The 20,252-nt window shown below is 65.3% G+C and carries 4 protein-coding genes; 1 reads left to right on the plus strand and 3 read right to left on the minus strand.

Annotated features, from left to right (window positions below):
* Positions 1–29 precede the first annotated feature (29 nt).
* Positions 30–2,228: a TonB-dependent siderophore receptor gene (locus BLS41_RS18105; protein ID WP_074767233.1), complete on the minus strand. Its 2,199-nt coding sequence runs from the start codon at positions 2,226–2,228 to the stop codon at positions 30–32.
* Between the two features lie 258 nt (positions 2,229–2,486).
* Here BLS41_RS18105 and BLS41_RS18110 point away from each other — a divergent pair, with 258 nt between their 5' ends.
* Entirely contained in the window at positions 2,487–3,287 is an 801-nt protein-coding gene (locus BLS41_RS18110) for an AraC family transcriptional regulator (protein WP_074767236.1), read from the plus strand.
* A gap of 76 nt (positions 3,288–3,363) precedes the next feature.
* Here the strand turns inward: BLS41_RS18110 and BLS41_RS18115 are convergent, their stop codons facing one another.
* Both BLS41_RS18115 and BLS41_RS18120 read right to left on the minus strand, forming a co-directional pair.
* Complete coding sequence (locus BLS41_RS18115) at positions 3,364–8,958, minus strand: non-ribosomal peptide synthetase (protein ID WP_074767240.1); 5,595 nt, start codon at positions 8,956–8,958, stop codon at positions 3,364–3,366.
* Between the two features lie 8 nt (positions 8,959–8,966).
* Entirely contained in the window at positions 8,967–20,222 is an 11,256-nt protein-coding gene (locus BLS41_RS18120; protein ID WP_171910264.1) for a non-ribosomal peptide synthetase, read from the minus strand.
* Positions 20,223–20,252 lie beyond the last annotated feature (30 nt).

Here is a 20,252-nt window from a genome sequence, read left to right on the forward strand (position 1 = left end):
ATCCTTGATTGCTTACTGCTCTGTCAGTCTTACCAGCGGTAGCGGGCGGTCGCCAGAACCTCGACGCCATCGCCAAAGTGGCAATTGCCATAAGTCTGGCAGGACGCCGTGTAGGTGCGATTGAACAGGTTCGTACCGTTCACCGAGAACAGCCAGTGCTTGCCGGTGTCGTAACGGATAGCCGCATCGAGCAGCGTGCGCGAGCCGACGTGGATCGTGTTCGTCTGGTCATAGCTCGCACCGACGTAACGCACGCCGCCGCCAAAGCTCAGGCCGCGCAGGATGCCCGCATGCAGCGTGTAGTCGAGCCACGCCGACGCGACGTTGCGCGGAATACCCCACGTTTGCAGACCTTGCAGCGACACCGTCGAGCCGTCGATGGTGGTGCCGGTCAGGTTGCTTTCCGTCGAGACGCTGCTCAGATAGGTGTACGACGCGATCAGCGCGAGGTTGTCGGTCAGTTCCGCATGAGCTTCGAGTTCGACGCCGCGTGCGCGCACCTGGCCGACCTGCACGGAGTAGCCGAAGTTTTCCGGGTCCGAGCTGGCCACGTTGCGTTCTCTCAGGTCGAACAAGGCTGCGGTGACGAAGCTGTTGAAGCCCGGCGGCTGATACTTCAAGCCGATTTCATACTGATCGGCGGTAGTCGGACGCAGCGGCGCGCCGCTGAAAGTCGCGCCGATCTGCGGTGTGAACGACTTCGAGTAGCTCGCGTAAGGCGCAATGCCGTTGTCGAACAGATAGACGAGACCGGCCCTCCATGTGAACGCGCGATCCGACTGATTGATGTCGTAGCCCCCGATCGGATTGTTGTCTTCCGAACGCGCCCAGTCTTCACGCATGCCGACCAGGAAGCGCCATTTGCCGTAAGCGATCTGGTCCTGCGCGTAGGCGCCGAATTGCGACATCCGGTCCATGTCGTCGGAGGTGACGGTCGTGCCCGAGATCGGCAGATAGACCGGCGCGAACAGATTCAGGCTCGGCTGGACGAAGTTCGAACCGACCGTTTCGTTGTACAGCACGCGCTGGAAGTCGAAGCCGAACAGCACCGTATGCGACAGCGGGCCGGTGTTGAATTTCGCCTGGGCCTGGTTGTCGATGGTGAAGAACTTGGCGGTTTCCTCGTTCGTGAACGAGTACCGGTTGACCGTGGTCGTCGAACCCGAGATGAAACCGTTCGGGTACGGGAACACGTTCGCGAGGTCGTCGCTGACCACCGTGTAGCGCACGTTCTGACGGACCGTCCACGTCGGATCGAAGCGGTGTTCGAACTCGTAGCCAACCGAATATTGCGTGCGGGAGTGGTGATCGTAATCCGGGTCGCCGACGTTCGTGTGGCTCGAAATCTGGCCGTTCGGATTGAACAGCGCGCTGCCGCTCGCGGGCACGTAGTTGAAGTAGCCGACGTTCGGGTCGCGCTGATATTTCGCGAGCACGGTCAGCGTGGTGTTTTCGTCCGGCTTCCACGTGACGGCCGGCGCAATGTAGAGAGTCGACTCCTTCACGCCGTTCACCTGGGTTTTGGCGTCGGACGCCATGCCGGTCAGGCGGTACGTCAGCTTGCCGTCCGAGGTCAGCGGGCCGCCCATGTCGAAGCCGAATTCGGCGTGGTCATGGCTGCCGGTGGTCGCATAGATTTCGTGGATCGGCTCGTCGGTCGGGCGCTTGCTGACCAGATTCGCAATACCGCCGGGGTTCGCCTGGCCATACAGCACCGACGACGGTCCCTTCATCACGTCCACGCGTTCGAGGCCGTACGTGTCGAAGTTCGGCACGCCGTAACCGAAGGCCGAGCTGCTCGGCATCCGCGAGCCGTCCAGATACTGCTCGAGAACGAAGCCACGGCTGTAGAGATAGGGGGCGGCGGCCGTCGAGTTGCCCAACTGCTCGGAGACCACGCCGGCGGTGTAGCGCAACGCTTCCGCGACGGTGTTCGCGCCTTGCATCGTCATCTGGTCGCGCGTGACCACCGAAACCGACTGCGGCGTTTCGATCAGCGGCGTATCCGTCTTGGTCGCCGTGGCGGCGCTCACCGGCACGATGCCGTCGGCGGAACCGACTCGCGGATTGTCGCGCGAGCTGGACACCTTGACGGTCGGCAGGCTGGGCGAATCGGCTGTCCCGCCAGCCGGTGCATCCGACGATGTTTGTGCATACACCGCCGAGCTTCCGCTCAGCAGACAGAACAGCAAGCTAAGCGCGGTCGATCCGCGCACCCCGGTACTCATGTTGACTTCCCAAAAAAGACTGTTAATGAGAGTGATAATGATTCGCAATAAACTATAAACTGCTGGTTTGGCTAGCTCTTGGCGGCTATGGGACTACATGAAAATCGGGTGGGGTACGACAGATGGGATGACCAACAGATGCGGCCATGCGTCACTATAATCTGATAGCCTGTCGTTAGTCAGGACAAGATGATCGTGAAAATGGACAAAATTGGCTGGTTAGATGTATCGGTTGGGTTTTAGGGTGCTAATTCGGACATGATTCAACCCAAGCTGCAAACTTTCGGCGACCGTTTCGCCACCCGCCCGGTCATTGCGCAAGCTATCGATTACGCCGACGGAACCCACGAAATCGCGCACGTTCACCACCGTGCGCAGCTCGTTTATGCAACCAGCGGCATCGTGCGAGCCGTCACGCCGCTCGGTCTCTGGATGCTCACGCCCGGCAACGCCTTGCTCATCGGATCGCAGATCGAGCATGAATTACATATGATCGGTCAAGTTTCGATGCGCACACTGTACATCGAGCCGGACGCGCTCGCGCCGCAGAAACCGGAGTGCCGGGTGATCGCGGTGGGCGATCTGCTGCGGGCCAGCATCGTCGGCCTGTTCGATGCGGGTTCGGACGAAGCGGGTGAAAGCCGTGCCGCGCTGATCGTCCCGCTGGTGCTGCGACTGCTTCAGGACGCCGAGGACGGCGCGCTGGTGTCGCGGCTGCCGCTGCCGTCCAATTCGCGACTGCGCAATATCTGCGAAAGCCTGATCGCGCAGCCGGACAGCAACGACACGCTGGAGTTGTGGGCCGAGCGCGTCGGCGCCAGCTCGCGCACAGTCGCGCGGTTGTTTCGCCAGGAGACTGGCATGAGCTTCGGGCAGTGGCGCGAGCAACTGCGGCTCGCCGAGGCGATGTCGAAACTGTCGACAGGCCATTCGGCAAGCGACGTCGCGCAAGACCTCGGTTATGCCGATGTGCGCACCTTCACGGTGATGTTCAGGCGCGCGTTCGGCAGCACGCCGCAACAGTTCCGTCAGCAGTTTGGCGAGCCGGCGGTGGGTTAATGCGGGATTGGGGCGCGCGGTTCATCCCGGTATCCCGCCACGCGGGCAGAACCCCGACCCTTCACCGCAATCCACCTCAGCCAAACAGTCCCCGCACACTGTCGAGCAGCATCGGGTGATGCATGATGCTCGTGTGTCCCGCCGGCACGACCGCCAGCACGCTCTCGCTCGCGCCCGTGCGCGCCGACCAGTCGCGCGGCTTGCCGCTCTCCACCGATTCCGTCGACCACCACAACGTTAGCGGCGTGCGCAGTCTGGGCATGCGGAACGTGTCGACGATCCGGCCGTGTTCGAGAATCACGTCGCATGCATCGTCGAACAGCGCGCGCTCGGTCGCGTTCACGCCTTGCGCCGCGTGCTGCGCGATCCAGATGCGCAGCGCGCGGACTTCGGCCTGAACATCGTCGTCGAGTTCGCGATCGGGCATCGCGTCGATCAGACCGGCCAGCGCGACGTCTTCGCCGCAGCGTTCCAGTTGCTCGAGCATCGCCATCACCACGCGTCCGCCGAACGACCAGCCGAGCAGCCGATACGGCCCATGCGGTTGCACGGCGCGAATGCGCGCGACGTAGTCGGCCGCCATTGCATCGAAATCGTCGGCGTACCAGTTGCGGTCGCTCAGCGACGGCGCCTGCAAGCCGAACAGCGTGGTGCGACCGTTCAGCGCCTTGGCGAGCGAGCGGTATTCAGCGACGAGGCCGTGTCCCGCGTGAATGCAGAAGACCGCGTGCGGCGCGTGGAGATCGTTCATCGGCACGACCCCGGCGGGCAGCGGCGCGAAGCGCGCGGCGTGGTCGTTTTCTGCCGCTTGCGTGGATGCCGAAGGTGCGAGACGTGAGCGCGCGAGAGCGCCGAGCGTGACTTCGAAGCGGACGCGTTGCATCCACAGCGCGAAGACTGCGCGGTCTTTCTCGTCGGCGGTGTCGGCTGAGTTCGCTGCAACCGAATCCTGCGCACTGGACACAGGCACACCATCACTGACCGCCGCCTCGCGCAACCCCGCACCTGCCGCCTCGCCATCGATCAATCCCAGCAACAGCTCCTCGAACCGGTAAGCCAGCCGCTCCACGCCCGCTTCGCTCAACACCCCTGGGCTGTAGCGCCAATGCACGCTCAACCGCTCGCCGGAAATCAATGCGCCGATATCGAGCGCGTGATCCATCGTGTCGCGCTCGTCGGCCTGCGGGCCGGATCGCTCGTTTGCAAAACCGAAGCGGCCGCCCGACGGCAACGCCTGGTCGAATCGGCCGAGGTAGTTGAAGCGCAACGACGCGACCGGCAACGCGGCCAGCGCCGCGCGGCTCGCGTCGTCGCCCGCGTATTTCAGCGCGCCCCATGAGAAGCCGCGATCGGGCACCGCGCGCAACGTGTCGCGCACCATGCCGAGCGTGCGCGCCGGGTCGGCATGATGAGCCAGAGCGAGCGGATATTGCGTCGTGAACCAGCCGACTGTGCGGCTCAGATCGACGCCGTCGATCAGGTCTTCACGCCCGTGTCCTTCGAGATCGATCAGCAGACGCGAACTGCCCGCCCAGGGCCCGAGCGTCTGGGCGAGCGCGGCCAGCAGCAGTTCCTCGGTACGCGCGTCGTCCGCGCGCGCGCCGCGTTGCACCAGGCGCCGGGTCGCATCGGCGGACAGTTTCACCGTGACCACGCGGCTCGCCGACAGACGTCGATCGCCGTCGCCTTCGAGCGGCAACGCGGCGCTCGCGCCGTGCAGCATCCGCTGCCACCACGCCAGTTCCCACAGACGCTCGGCCTGCTGCGCGTAGTCATGCTGACGCGACCCCCAGACGCTCCACGGCGTGGTGACCGCGGGCAATGCGGCATCGGGACGCTCGTACAGCGCCTGAAGCTCTTCGAGCAGCACGCGCCACGACACCCCGTCCACGACCAGGTGATGAATCACGATCAGCAGACGCCGTTGCGCGCCCGCTTCGACATACGCGGCGCGCAGCAGCGGACCTTGCTGCAGATCGAGACTGCGATGCAGCGCCGTGCCCGCGGCGGCGAGTTCGCTTTCCCACGTCTGCGGATCGAGTTCGATGTGTTGCAGCAGGCTGGCTGTTTCCACCGGTGCGACGCGTTGCCGCCAGCGTGACGAACCTTTCGCCATCGCGTCGTCGGCGTTCCGTTCGAACCGCAGCCGCAGCGCATCGTGCCGCGCGACCCACTGCTGCAACGCGCGCTCGAGCGCGGCGGGATCGAGCGTCTCGCGCACCTCCAGCAACACCGCCTGATTCCAGTGCGCGAGTCCTTCGGGATGCTTGTCGAAGAACGCCGCCTGGATCGGCGTCAACGGTTGCGCGTCGTGCAATTCGGCGGCCTGGGCCGGCTCGGTTCCGTCGATGTCGCGCGCCACCTTCGCCATCTGCTCGACGCTCGGATGTTCGAACACCTGCTTCGGCGTCAGCAGAAGCCCCGCGTCACGCGCGCGCGCCAGCAGTTGCAGGCTCAGAATCGAGTCGCCGCCCGCCGCGAAGAAGTTGACGGTTACGCCGCCGACTTCGCAGCCGAGCACCTGCTGCCAGATATCGAGCAACACCTGTTCGCGCCGGTTGCGCGGCGCGATGCGTTCGGCCGGTGCGGCATCGGCGAGGGCGGGCGCGGGCAACGCGCGGCGATCGAGCTTGCCGTTGGGCATGGTCGGCAGACGTTCGAGCGTGACGAAGGCGTTCGGCACCATGAAGGCCGGCAAACGTTGCGCGAGCGCTTCACGTAGTTCGTCGATCTGCGCGGCGCCGACCACGTAGGCCACCAGTTGCTGCTGTTCTCGCTGCGTGTGCAGCATGACAGCCGCTTCGTCGATATCCGCGCAATCGCGCAGCGCCGCTTCGATTTCGCCGAGTTCGATGCGCTGTCCGCGCAGCTTGACCTGCTGATCGAGTCGTCCGAGAAACTGGATCGCGCCGTCTTCGCGGACCCGGCACAGGTCGCCGCTGCGATAAAGGCGCGCGCCGGGCGTGCCGTCTTCGTCCGGCACGAAACGCTCGGCGGTCAGCGCCGCGCGGCCCAGGTAGCCGCGCGCGACGCACGCGCCGGTGATGCAAAGCTCGCCTGCGCCGCCGTGCGGCATCCGGTTGCCGTACGCGTCGAAGACGGCCGCGCCGCGACCCGGATACGGGCGGCCGATCGGCACGACGGTCTGGGTTGCATCGTCGGCGCTGGTGGTGTGACGCAGCGCGGCGATTGCGGTCTCGGTCGGGCCGTAGAGGTTATCGAGCGCGATGTGCTTCAGCGGTCCGCGTTGCCAGCGGTCGAGCGCATCGCCCGGCAGCGCTTCACCGCCGACCGTGATCTGGCGCAGCGCGCGCAACGCATCGGCGGACGGCGCGCTGCGTTGCCACTGCTGCCACAGCGCGGTCGGAATGCGCGCAAACGTGACCTTGCCGCCGGTCAGCGTCGCGTTCAGCGTGTCGAGCGTCCAGGCCTGCGGCCCGCGCATGCGCACCGCGCCGCCTGCGAGCAGCGCGGGCAGAAGCTCGTGCAGCGCGACATCGAAATTGATCGTCGACGATTGCAGCATGATGTCGTTCGCGCCGATCCGGTAGGCGTCGCCGAAATCGCGCAAGTGCAGGCTCAGCGCTTCGTGATCGAGCGCGACGCCTTTCGGCCGTCCGGTCGATCCGGATGTGTAGAGCACATACGCAAGCTGACGCGGATGCACGGGCTCGTCCCAGCCGCTTGAATCTTCATCGGCGTGTTGGTCGATAGCGTCGATATCGATCTGCGGGCAGGCTCCGAACAGATCGCCAAGCCGCTCGCTGCACGCCCGGTCGACCACCACGGCCACCACGCCCGCGTCGTCGAGCATGTCGCGCAGACGCTCGTCCGGATAATCCGGGTCGAGCGGCACGTACGCACCCCCGGCCTTCCACACGGCGAGCAGCGCAACCGGCAGTCCGACCGAACGTGTCATGCACACGCCCACGCGCGTATCGCGGCCTACACCTGCATGCTTGAGGCGGCGCGCAATCTGATTGCTGCGCCGGTCGAGCGCGGCGTAGCTCAGCATCGTGTCGCCGCAATAAAGCGCGGGCGCGTCGGGCTGCGCCGCCGCCCGCGCGACGATGCGTGGCACCACCGGCTCGAACGCGTACAGCCGCTCCGCCTGCGACGCGAGCGTCGCGCCGGATAGCACGATGTCGCCCGGTTTCAGCGATGGCGAGTCGGCGAATTGCACAAGCACCGCACGATAATCGCGCGCGAATCGTTCGATCGTTGCCGCGTCGAACATATCGCACGCGTAGCTGAAAATGGCGCGCAGACTATCGGGCGCTTCGATCACGTTTAGCGTGAGGTCGAAGCGTGCGGTGCCCGCGTCGCTGTCCACCGGCGTCGCGGTCAGGCCGGGCAGATCGATACGCGCGTTCGGGTCCGCGTAGTCGAGGTTGAACATCACCTGAAACAGCGGCGAGTGCGACAGATCGCGGCCGGTTTGCAGACTGTCCAGCAGATGCGCGAACGGCAGGTCTTCGTGAGCCTGCGCGTCGAGCACGGTATCGCGCAACATGCGCAATTGCTGTTGCAGCGTAGCGGACGGAGAAATCTGGCTGCGGATCACCAGCGTGTTGACGAAAAAGCCCATCACCGGATGCGTTTCGACACGCTGACGCCCGGCCACCGGCACGCCGACCCATAGATCGGTTTCGCCGCTATAGCGATGCAGCAGCAGATTGAACGCATGCAGCAATGTCATGAATAGCGTGGCATCGTTGCTGCGCGAAAGCGCCTTGAGACGGCTCGCGAGAACGGCATCGAGATCGAGCGCGAAACGTGCGCCGACACCGTCGCGCACGGCGGGCCTGGCGCGATCCGCGGGCAGTGGCAGAACCGGCGCCGTGCCCGCGAGTTGCGTCGACCAGTACGACAGTTGTCGCGCGAGCGTGTCGCTGTCGATCCATTCGCGCTGCCACATCGCGACATCGCTAAATTGCAACGCCGAATCGGGCGCACGGGTGACGTGGCCGCGCAACGCGTCGCCGTAGAAAGACACGAAATCGCGGATCAGCATGCCCATCGACCACGCATCCGAGATGATGTGGTGAATCACGATCTGCACGACGTAGGTGTCGTCGCTGAGCCGCAGTACGTCGAATCGCAATAGCGGATCGCGTTCGAGATCGAACGGCTGCGAGGCGGTTTGCCGCAGTTGCGCGCGCAACTGCGCGTCGGCGTCTTCCGCGCTCAAGCCGTCTACGGCATGACGCAGATCGCGATACACCGCGCGCGGCCCCGCGTCTGCCCGAACCTGCTGGAACGGCACGCCGTGGTCTTCGCCGAAGCCGGTGCGCAGCACCTCGTGACGCGCGACCAGCGCGGCGAGCGCCGTGTCGAGCGCGGCCGTATCGAGCGCGCCGTCGATCCGCAACGCACGCGCAATGTTGTACGCGTGACTCGCGGGATCGAGTCGCCACAAGAACCACAAGCGCTCCTGCGCATGCGACAACGGCGCGCGAGACGGACGGATCGCGAGCGGCACGATCGGCAGGATCGAACCGTCGATGCCATGCTCGCGCAAGCGCGCTTTGAAGCGCGCGCGCTTGTCGGCGGGCAACGCCGCGTAACGTTGCGCGATTTCCAGATTTTCCTGATTCGCGTCGGGCGGCGCGCTGGAGTTCAAGCCTGCATTTGTAGCCAGATTCGCGGCTGTTTTCACGTCGGTAAGCATGAGGTTTCTCAATCCAGTTCGGCCAGCAGTTGTTTCATCGTGTCGCGTTGCGCGGCTTGCGTGGCCTGCGTCTGCGCGCCCCCCTCGGCGCTCTCGCGCAGATAGTCGGCGAGCTTCGCAACGGTGGCCTGCGCCAGCACAGTGGCCAGCGGCACCGGCCGCTGCAACGCGCGGGTCAGCCGCGCGGCGATCTGCACCGCCAGCAGCGAGTGGCCGCCGAGCGCATAGAAGTTGTCGTGGACGAACACTTGCGGCACGCCGAGCGCGTCCTGCCAGATATCGGCGATGGTCTGCTCGACCGGGTCGCGCGGTGCAACGGCGGGCGCATCCGTGAGCGGTTCGGGTGGCGGCAATGCGCGACGGTCGAGCTTGCCGTTGGGCATCAGCGGCAAACGGTCGAGCCTGACGAACGCGCCGGGCATCCACGCATCGGGCAGACGCGTGCTCAGGGTCTGCTGAAGCGTTGCGGTGTCGAACTCGCCGACCAGATACGCAATCAGCCGCTGATGTTCGCCTTCGCCATGCAGCGCGACCAACGCTTGTGTGACGCCCGCGCAACTGCGCAGCGCCGCCTCGATTTCGCCGGGTTCGATCCGCTGACCGCGCAGTTTGATCTGCTGATCGATCCGGCCGAGGAATTGCACCGTGCCGTCCGCGCCGATCCGGCACAGGTCGCCGGTACGGTACAGACGAGCACCCGGCGTGCCGTCCGGATCGGGGACGAACTGCGCGGCAGTGAGGCCGGGACGGCCGAGATAGCCGCGCGCCAGGCAGTCGCCGCTGATGCACAGTTCGCCGAGACCACCTTGCGGCACGCGCAAGCCGTCTTCGTCGAGCAACGCGACGCCGCGCCCCGGATACGGACGGCCGATCGGCACGATCACGTGCGAGGTGTCGCTCGCACTCGTGCGGTGATAGAGCGCGGCGACGGCGGTCTCCGTCGGACCATACAGATTGTCGACGCGGATCGCCGCCAGCGGACCGGCCAGCCAGCGGGCAAGCGTATCGCCGGCCAGCGCTTCGCCGCCGACGGTGATCTGCCGCAACGCGCGCAGTTGCGCGGCGGGCGGCGCGGCGCGTTGCCACTGCTGCCACAGCGACGTGGGAATCCGCGCGAAGGTGACGCCCGCGTCGACCAGCGTCGCGTTCAACGAGTCGAGATCCCAGGCATCGGGGCCGCGCATTTCGACGCGGCCGCCTTGCAGCAACGCGGGCAGCAACTCGTGCAACGCGACGTCGAAATTGATCGTCGACGATTGCAGCACCACGTCGCCTGCATCGATCGCGTAGACCGACTGGAAGTCGGCGAGATGCAGACTCAGCGCGCGATGGCTGAGTGCGACGCCCTTCGGCTTGCCGGTCGAGCCCGACGTGTAGATCACGTACGCGAGTTGATCGGGCGCGACGGGTCGGTGCCAGCCTGGCGCGGGCAGCGGATTGCCGGCGTCGTCGCCCAGACACGCGGCCGAGTCGATGCAGATCACCTCGCGGCCATCGAACAGCGAGCCCAGTTGCTCGATGCACGCTGCGTCGGCGACTACATGGCGTACGCCCGCATCGTCGAGCATGCCGCTCAAACGCTCGCGCGGATAAGCCGGATCGAGCGGCACATAAGCACCGCCCGCTTTCCAGATGCCGAACAACGCAGCGGGCAAACCGACGCCACGCGTCACGCAAACGCCGACGCGCTGATCGCCGTGCAATCCCGCGCGGTCGAGTTGCCGGCCGATGCGTGCGCTCCAGTCGTCGAGTTCGCGATAGCTCAACGTGAGGCCGCGGCAAGCGAGCGCGATGGCGTCGGGCTGAGTCGCGGCACGCGCGTTGAAACGCGGCATCACCGGATCGAAGTCGTAGACGCGTTGCGGTTGCGTGTCGAACGTGTCGCTCGATAGCGCGATATCGCCGATTCGCGCGACACGTGCAGCATCATTCGTATCACGACCAACGTCGAGCACCGCCGATGCCAGTTGCGTCAGCACCCGCTCGTAATCCGCCGCCAGCCGCTCGACACTCGCGCGCCCGACGCGCTCGCCGTCCCACGCCCATTGCAGATCGAGCCGTTCGCGCGGCAGCACGGCGAGCGTCAGCGGGTAATGCGTGCGGTCGGCGCTGCGCAGCGCGCGAATCGTCAGGTCGTTATCACTCGCGTCGAGCGCGCGGTCGAGCGGGTAGTTTTCGAACACGAACAGCGTGTCGAACAGGTTGTCGCCGCTGCGGCCGGTCCATTGCTGGATCCGCGTGATCGGCGTGTGTTCGTGCTCGCGCATCGCGTGATTCAGCGTGTGCAGTTCGCGCAGCCACGCAGCGGTGGGCGCGTCGGCGCGCGTGTCGACCCACAACGGCACGCTGTTGATGAACAGCCCCATCATCCGTTCGACGCCCGGCAGATCGGCCGGACGTCCCGACACGGTGACGCCGAACGCTGCGCGGCGGCGTCCGCCATAACGCGCGATCAGGATCGCCCACGCGCCTTGCATCAGCGTGTTCAGCGTGACCTGCGCGCGTTGCGCCGCTTGTTGCAGATTCGCGTGCAGCGCGTCGGGCAGACGTGTCGCCCAGTCGTGCGAACCGGGTTCGGATTGCAGCGGACGGCCGAGACTCGGCGTGAGCAACGCGGCTTCGTCGGCCTCGGCCGACAACTCGCGCCACCAGTCAGCGTGATTGCGCGTGGCGTCGTCGTGAGCGAGCCAGCGGACGTAGTCGCGATAGGCGACAGTCGGCGTACTCGTCGCCGGTGAAGCATCGTCCCGCACACGCGACCGATACGATCCGGTCAGCGCATTCAGCAATTGCGCGCTGCTCCAGCCGTCGAGCAACGCGTGATGGCTGGTCCAGACCAGATCGTGCGCGCCGTCGGGACGTGCGAACAGCGCGACGCGCATCAACGGCGCGCGACTCGGGTCGAAGTCGGTGCGCAGATCGTTCGCGAGCCATTGAGCGAGGCGGGTTTCGTAGTTGTCGTTTGCGTCCTGATTGGCGTCCGGTTTAGCGTCGACGTTGCGCCAGTCGTGCACCGCAAACGGCAACACCGCCTGCCGATGCACCACTTGCAGCGGCCCGCTTTCCTGACCGAGTTCGAAGTGCGTGCGCAACACCGGATGCAGGTCGAGCATGTCCTGCCATGCCGCCTGCAGGGCGCGCGGATCGAGCGTGCCGTCGAGCGTCAGACGTAGCTGGTTCAGATACATGCCCGCGCCGGCCGTCAGCAGACTGTGGAACAGCAGCCCCTGCTGCAACGGCGTGGCGGGATAGATATCGTCGATATCGTGAAGCGGCAGACGCATGGCGTCCAGCGTGTTCTGGTCGATGCGCGCGAGCGGGAAATCGGCGGCGGTCGCGCCGGACGAAGCATCGACGCAATGCGCGATCAGTTCGCGCAGCGCCTGCACCGTTTGCGCGGCGAGGTGTTGCACGGCGGTGTGATTTAGCACGTCAGGGCTGAAGCGCCAGTGCAAGTCGAGCACACCGTCGACCACCAGCGCGGTGATATCGAGCAGATGCTCCATCGTGTCGCCGCCCGCGAGCGGCGCACCGGCAAATTCGTGTGAAAACCGCAGACGGGGTGCGTTATCGGCTGGATTCGCGGTGTGCGTGTCGGCGAGCGCCTGGTCGAATTGTCCGAGATAGTTGAAGCGTAGTTGCGCGCCCGGCCAGGCGGCGAGTTGCGGGTGTTTTGCTTCGTTGTTGCCGTTCGCGACGCTCGTGCGTTCGTCACGCAGACGGCCGAAATTGAAGCCTTGTTCCGGCACGCGACGCAGCGCTTCCTTGACTGCGATCAACGTGGTGGCGAAGGTCGCTGTTGATGCCGGCGCGCGCGGCAGTGCGAACGGATATTGAACCGTGAACCAGCCCACTGTTTGGCTCGGGTCGATGGTGTCGATCGGCGTGCTGCGGCCGTGTCCTTCGATATCGATCAACATCGGCGCAGTGTCGCCCGGCGACGCTGCGCCGAGCGTGTGCGCAAGTGCGGCAAGCAGTAGATCGTCGGCGCGGGTGCGATAGGCGTGCGACGTGTTCTGCAACAGATCGCGTGTGGCGGCTGCATCGAGTTCGACGCTGATCGTGCGGCTTGCGGCGAGGCTGCGGTCCGCGGTGCTGTCTACGTAGCCGCGGTGGCCGTGCATCAGTTCAGCGGGCAACGCCGGTTGTCCGACGCTCAGTGTGCGATGCCAGTAATCGAGTTCGGCGATGTCGGGTGACGCGGCGCTCGCCTGCGCGGCGACCCATGCGCTCCACGGAGCCGTGGGCGCGGACAGCGGCTGACCGGCGTAGAGCGAACGCAGATCGTCGAGCAGGACGCGCCATGACACGCCATCGACCGCGAGGTGATGAATCGCGATCAGAAGGCGGCGGCGCGGGCCCGCTTCGAAATAACCGGCGCGCACCAGCGGACCATGTTCGATATCGAGACTTTGTTGGATCGCCGCGCCTTCTCGCGCCAGCGCGTTGTCCCAATCGACGGAATCAAGGGCGATGTGGCGCAACAACGTTGCGTTCTCGCGCGGCGCGACCTGCTGTTGCCAGCCGTTTTCGCCGCGTGTGAAACGCAGACGCAATGCGTCGTGTCGCCGGACCAAACCGTTGAGCGCGTCGGCGAGGCGGGCGAGATCGAGCGGCTCGGCGGCGTCGAGCAGCACGGACTGGTTCCAGTGCGATTCGCCATCCGGGCGTCGCGCAAAAAAAGCTGCCTGGATTGGCGTGAGCGGCAACGCGTCATGACGCTCTACAGCGCGGTTCGATTCGTCGCTGCGTGCCGTCATGAGTTGCGCCTGCTGCGCGATGGTCGGATGCTCGAAAACCTGCTTCGGCGTCAGATGCCAACCGGCGCTGCGCACGCGCGAAATCAGTTGCAGACTGAGGATGGAATCGCCACCGGCTTCGAAGAAGTTGACGTCGACGCTGTGGACAGGGTGGCCGAGGACGGTTTGCCAGATGTCCAGCAACGCGGCTTCGCGTGGCGAGCGCGGGGCGATTGCCTGCGAGTTGTCGTCGTTTTCCCATGCCGGTTCAGGAAGCGCGCGGCGGTCGAGCTTGCCGCTGGGTGTCAGCGGTAATGCGTCGAGCGTGACGATGGTCGACGGCAGCATGTGAGCGGGCAGCGTGCGCGACAGTTGAGTGCGCAGCGTAGCGCCCTGTGCTGTACCGGTCACGTAGCCGATCAGACGCTGACGTGAGCCTTCGCCCTTGATGGCGACGGCGGCGTTCTTCACGCCTTCGCACGCGCATAGGGCGGCTTCGATTTCGCCCGGCTCGATGCGGAAGCCGCGCAGTTTGATCTGCTGGTCGAGCCGGCCGAGAGGTTGCGGACGGCCTTCGTTGTTCAGTCGGCAAAGGTCACCCGTGCGGTACAGACGCGCCCCTGGCGCACCATCGGGATCGGGCACGAAGCGCTCAGCCGTCAAGCCGGGCCGACGCAGATACCCACGCGCCAGATTGCTGCCGCCGATACACAGTTCACCGAGCCCGCCATCGGGCACGGCAATGCCGTGCTGATCGATCACGCGCAACACGGTTTCAGGAAGCGGATCGCCGTGCGTAATCGGCTGATCGGCAAACACCTGCGCACCCGACGAATAGATCGTGGTTTCGGTCGGGCCATACAGGTTCCACAACGACACGCCCCGCGCGATCAGCGCGGCGGCGAGGTCAGGATGCAACGGCTCACCCCCACTCAACCCCAGCAACGGACGATGCGCCACCGACAGGTCATCGCGCCAGCCCGCTTCGAGCAGCATGCGCCAGCCGCTGGGCGTGGCCTGGAACACGGTGGCCTGGCTGGCTTCGAGCCGCGCGGCCAGTGCGAAGCCGTCGCGCGCGGTCTGCGAGGAGACCATTTCAAGCGGCACGCCGCGCACGAGCGGCAGACAGAATTCGAGCAGCGAGATATCGAAGACAGGCGCGGATTCGCTGAGCCAGAGGTCGTCGTCGCGCAGGCCGGGGCTTAGCTCGATGCTGGCAACGAGGCGGTCGAGTGCGCCATGCGTAACGCCGACGCCTTTGGGCTTGCCCGTCGAGCCGGATGTGTAGATGACGTAGGCAAGCTGATCCGGGTGAATGGTGGCAAGCGCGGGCGGCGCGTGGAATTCCGTCCGACCGTTGCTCTCATACGTCCCTGCCGCCAGTCCGGCGTGCAACGCGCGAACATCGACCACATTGCGCGCAGCGAATGCATGTTCTGAAGAGTGTGTATCGGCAAGCACATGCAGCACTTCGGCATCGTCGAGCATGGCGGCGATACGGTCAGCCGGATAAGCGGGATCGACGGGCAGATAAGCGGCACCGGCCATCCACACGCCGAGCATCGCCGCGAGCAGCGAAGGCCCGCGCGCGACGCACACGGCGACGCAGCTATCGGGTTCAACGCCATCGTGCGCGAGACGCTCAGCAATAGCCGACGCCCACGCCATCAGTTCGCGATAAGTCAGCGAGATACCCTCGCCACGAACAGCAATTGCATCCGGCCTCGAAGAAGCCGTCTCCGCAATCCGCTGCACCACCGGCACAAACGCATACCCGCCAAGCGGCACTGCTTCACGCTTCGGCGCACTCAACGTCAAACTTCGCAGCGCCAAATCCGGCCCCGCCACCAGCCAGTCGAGAATCTCGACGAAGTGATCCGCCATCCGTTCGATCGTCGATGCCGCGAAGATGTCGTCCGCGAAATCGAAATGCAGGCGCGCGTGATCCGCCGCGCCCGCAATATCGAGCTTCAGATCGAACTGCACTGCATCCGCCTGCTGGGCGAGCGGCTCGATCAGCAGGCCAGGCAGCGTGTGAGTCGAAGCTTCAGCCGCCTGCTGATAGTTGATCATCACCTGGAACAACGGCGTTGTATTCCGCTCGCGATTCGGCTGCAACGCTTCCACCAGCCGCGCGAACGGCAGGTCCGCGTGCGCATGCGCGTCGAGCGCGCGCTGGCGGACGTGATCGATCAACGCGGCGAACGTGTCCGCCGCGCCGAGATCCGCGCTCATCACGAGCGTATTCACGAAGCAGCCGATCATCGCGCCGGTCTCGATCTGCGTACGACCCGTAACCGGCACGCCGACGCGAATCTCGTTCTGTCCGCTATAGCGCTGCAACAGCACATCGAAAGCGGCCAGCATCACGATAAAAAGGCTGGCTTGCTGACCATCCGCAACCTGGCGGAGCGCGCGTATCCGTGCGGCGTCGAGCGTGCGCACCGTGCGTCCCAACTTGCGCCGGCGCTGTGCCGCGCGCGGCTGCTTGAGCGGCAATTCGAGAACCGGATCGGTTTCGCCGAGCAATCCGCGCCAATACGCGAGCTGCTTGTCAAGCACTGCATCGTCCGCATGCAGACGCTGCCAGCGCGCGTAATCGCCGTATTGCACGCGCAATTCGGGCAGCACACACGTGATATCGCCGTGTGCATGCGCCGTTCGATACAACGCGACCAGTTCGCCGATCAGCAGATCGACCGATTCGCCATCGCCGATGATGTGATGCAGCGTGAGATGCAGCACATACTGGTCGTCGTCAGATTGAATCAGCGTGACGCGCAACAGCGGGTCGCGAGTGAGATCGAATGGCAAAGAAGCGGCAGCGCGCAGCAGCGACATGACTTCGTTTTCGCGCGTTTCAGGCGTACAGGTACGCAGATCGCGTGCGCTCCACACACAACGCGGCTCTGCATGAATCTGCTGATAGCCGACGCCATCCTCTTCGCCAAACGACGTACGCAACGCTTCATGCCGCAACGACAAAGCATCGAACGCACTGCGCAGTGCGGCGACATCGAGCGCTCCGTGCAGATTGACCGCGCACGTGATGTTATAAGCCGTGTCTTGCGGATCGTATTGCCACAGGAACCAGAGCCGCTCCTGGGCATGCGAAAGCGGCACGCGATTTTGCTCAGCGGGACGGCGTTCGAGCGGCGCGCGCGGTGTCTGTGCCGGGGTCTGCTCCTGCGCAATCGTACCGGCCGTTTCCAACTGCGCGGCCAGCGCACCGAGTCGCGGATGATCGAAGAACACGCGCAGCGGCAATTGCACGCCGAAGCTCTGTTCGATTCGCGCGGCCAGACGCACCGCGAGCAAAGAATGGCCGCCACGCGCGAAGAAATCGTCGTTTGAATCGACATGCGCGACGCCAAGCACTTCACGCCAAAGCTCACCCAGCTTGTGGCCGACCGCCGACAACGGCGCGGCATTCTCGTTGCGTTCAGTGGCGAACGCTTCGTCGTCAGGGGCGGGCAGCGCGTGACGATCGAGCTTGCCGTTGATCGTCAACGGCAGGGCGTCGAGCACGACGAACGCGGAGGGCACCAGGTGCGCGGGCAGATGCGCGGCGGCATAATCGCGCGCACTTTGCGCCAGCGTTGCCGGGTCGTGACGCGCGACCAGATAGGCGATCAACTGTGTGCCACGCTGTGGATGTTCGCGCGCAATCACCTCAGCCGATGCAATCTCAGGATGCTTCAACAGCGCCGCGCGCACCTCACCGGGTTCGATGCGAAAGCCGCGCAGTTTCACTTGCGCGTCGTTGCGGCCCTGGTAGGCGAGATCGCCACCCGCGAGACGCCGCGCGATGTCGCCCGATCGATAAAGACGCGCGCCGGGTTGGCCGAACGGATCGGGAATGAAACGCTCCGCCGTCAGCGACGGACGATTCAGATAACCACGCGCCAGCCCTGCGCCGCCGACATACAGTTCGCCCTTTGCACCTCGCGGCACGGGGTTCAGATCGGCGTCGAGCAGATGCAGTTGCAGGTCGTCGAGCGCGCTGCCGATCGGGCTCGACAACGCGTTCGCCGCGCCGTGAATGTCGTCGTCGTGCAGCACGCGGCGCGTGACGTGCACGGTCGTTTCGGTAATGCCGTACATATTGACGAGCGCGGGCGCGTCGTCGCCGCGCGTGCGGTGCCATGCGGCCAGCGCTGCCGGTTCGAGGCGCTCGCCGCCGAACACCACGACGCGCACGTCGCCGAACGGCTCGTGCGCGTGCAGGTCGGCCTGCATCAATGCATTGAATGCGGACGGCGTCTGATTGAGCACGGTGACGCGTTGCTCGCGCAGCAGACGTTGCAGCGCTGCGGGTTCACGCGCCGTCCAGTACGGCACGACGACCAGACGGCCGCCATGCACCAGCGCGCCGAACAGTTCCCATACGGAGAAATCGAATGCGTGCGAGTGGAACAGGGTCCACACATCGTTGCAACCGAAGTTGAATTGCGACGCGGTGCTGTCGAATAGACGCGCGAGATTTGCATGCGTGACGCCGACGCCTTTCGGCTTGCCGGTCGAGCCGGAGGTGTAGATCACGTACGCGAGTTGCTCGGGGTGCAACTGCGTTTGCAATGGCGATGTGTCCCGCGAATCGTCGCTGCCGGGCGTTTGCAGATTGGACGCATCGATTAACGTGACGTTGTGCGCGGCCGCCCACTCGCCGAGCGTCGCGACGCCATCGGCATCGGCGACGATGCAGCGCACGCTCGAATCGAGCAGTGTGTCTTGCAGACGTTCCAGCGGATATCGCGGATCGAGCGGCACATACGCAGCACCCGCTTTCAGAATGCCGAGCGCGCCCGCGACGAGCGCGAGCGAGCGTCCCGTGCACAGACCGATGCGCGTATCAGTCATTGCCGATGCGCCGGATTGCGCGGCGAGTCGGCGCGCGATGCGGTTCGACCAGTCGTCGAGTTCGCGATAACTCAGCGCGCCTGTTTCGCCGGTGACCGCTTGCGCGTCGGGACGCGCGCGAACGTGATCGGTGATTCGGCTCAATACGTCGCGCGGGGCTTCCGGTTTTTGCTGCGCGACTGGAGCCGGTGCATCATCGCTCAGCGAGAGATCGGCAATGCAGCGTGACGTATCGCGTGAAAGCTGTTCGAGCAATTGCAGATAGTGTGCGGTGAGCCGCCCGATGGTCGATGCGTCGAATCGGCCGGACGCGTAGACGACGTTCAATCGCGCGCCACGATCGTGTTCGACCAGATTGAACGACAGATCGAATTGCGCCGCGCCGGAATCGATTTCGCGCGTCGTGACGCTCAGGCCGGGCAGCGACAACAACGCTGCGCGATCGCTGCGCTGCATGCTGAACATCGCGTGAAACAGCGGGGTGTCGTCGTTGCGCGAAGCTTGCAGCGCCTGTACCAGACGCGCGAATGGCACCGCGCGATGTGCCTGCGCGTCGAGCAGGGTCTGACGGGTCTGCGCGAGCAGCGTGTCGAACGGGAGATTGCCGCTCAATTGCTGGCGTACGACCAGCGTGTTGACGAAATAGCCGATCAGGTTCTCGGTTTCGACGCCGTCACGTCCGCTCGACGGCACACCGATCCGCAAATCCGTTTCGCTGCTATAGCGATACAGCAGCGCGCCGAATGCCGCGAGTAGCGTCATGAAAAGCGTTGCACCTTGCGCGCGCGCCTGCGTCTGCAGATTGGTCAGTAAAGACGTGTCGATTTCACGCGTGATGCGGCCACCCGCAGCATCCGGGCGATGCGCGCGGGGGCGGTCGAACGGCAGCGGCGACGGCGGCGTGTGCGTGCCGAGTTGCGCGCGCCAATAGTCGATGTGTGTTTGCAGCGCGGTGTCGTCGAGCCATTCGCGCTGCCATGTCGCGCAATCGCGGAATTGCAGCGCGTCGGGCGCGGGGTCGTGCGTGAGGGTGCCGTTCGACGCGTTCTGATAAGCCTGCGCGAGCGCACGGATCAGCACCGTCATCGACTGACCGTCGGTGATGATGTGATGCAGCGTCAGCTGCAACACATGCCGCGACGCGCCGATGCGGAACAGGTCGGTACGCATCGGCGGACCTGCTTCAAGATCGAACGGCTCGGCGACGGCACGGCGAAGCGCGGCATCGAGCGCACTGCTTTCCACTTGACCTTGCGCGTCACGCAAATCGTGCACGCGACACTGCGGCCACGGTGTGCCGTCGATGGTCTGCCTCGGCTCGCCGTCCGCGCGCTGGACAAAACGCGTCATGAGACTTTGATGCTGCCGCGCGACGTGACGCAACGCGAGATCGAGCGCGGCGATGTCGAGTTCGCCGTCGAGTTCGATTGCGCCCGGCATGTGATACGCCGGGTTGTCCGGTTGCAGCTTCCACAGGAACCACAGCTGTTCCTGTTCGAACGACAGCGGCGCGGTGTTTTCCGCTGCTGCAATCGGCACGACCGGCAACGTCGCCGGATCGATCGATTGGGCGGCCACACGTTGCCGGAATTCCGCGCGCCGCTCGGGCGGCAGCGCTGCGTAACGGCGCGAGAGGGCGAGCATCTGCGGATTCGGTTGAGTCATAACGTCAGGGTCGGAATCGGGTCGGTTGGC

The sequence above is a fragment of the Paraburkholderia fungorum genome (assembly GCF_900099835.1).
GTDB lineage: Bacteria > Pseudomonadota > Gammaproteobacteria > Burkholderiales > Burkholderiaceae > Paraburkholderia > Paraburkholderia fungorum_A.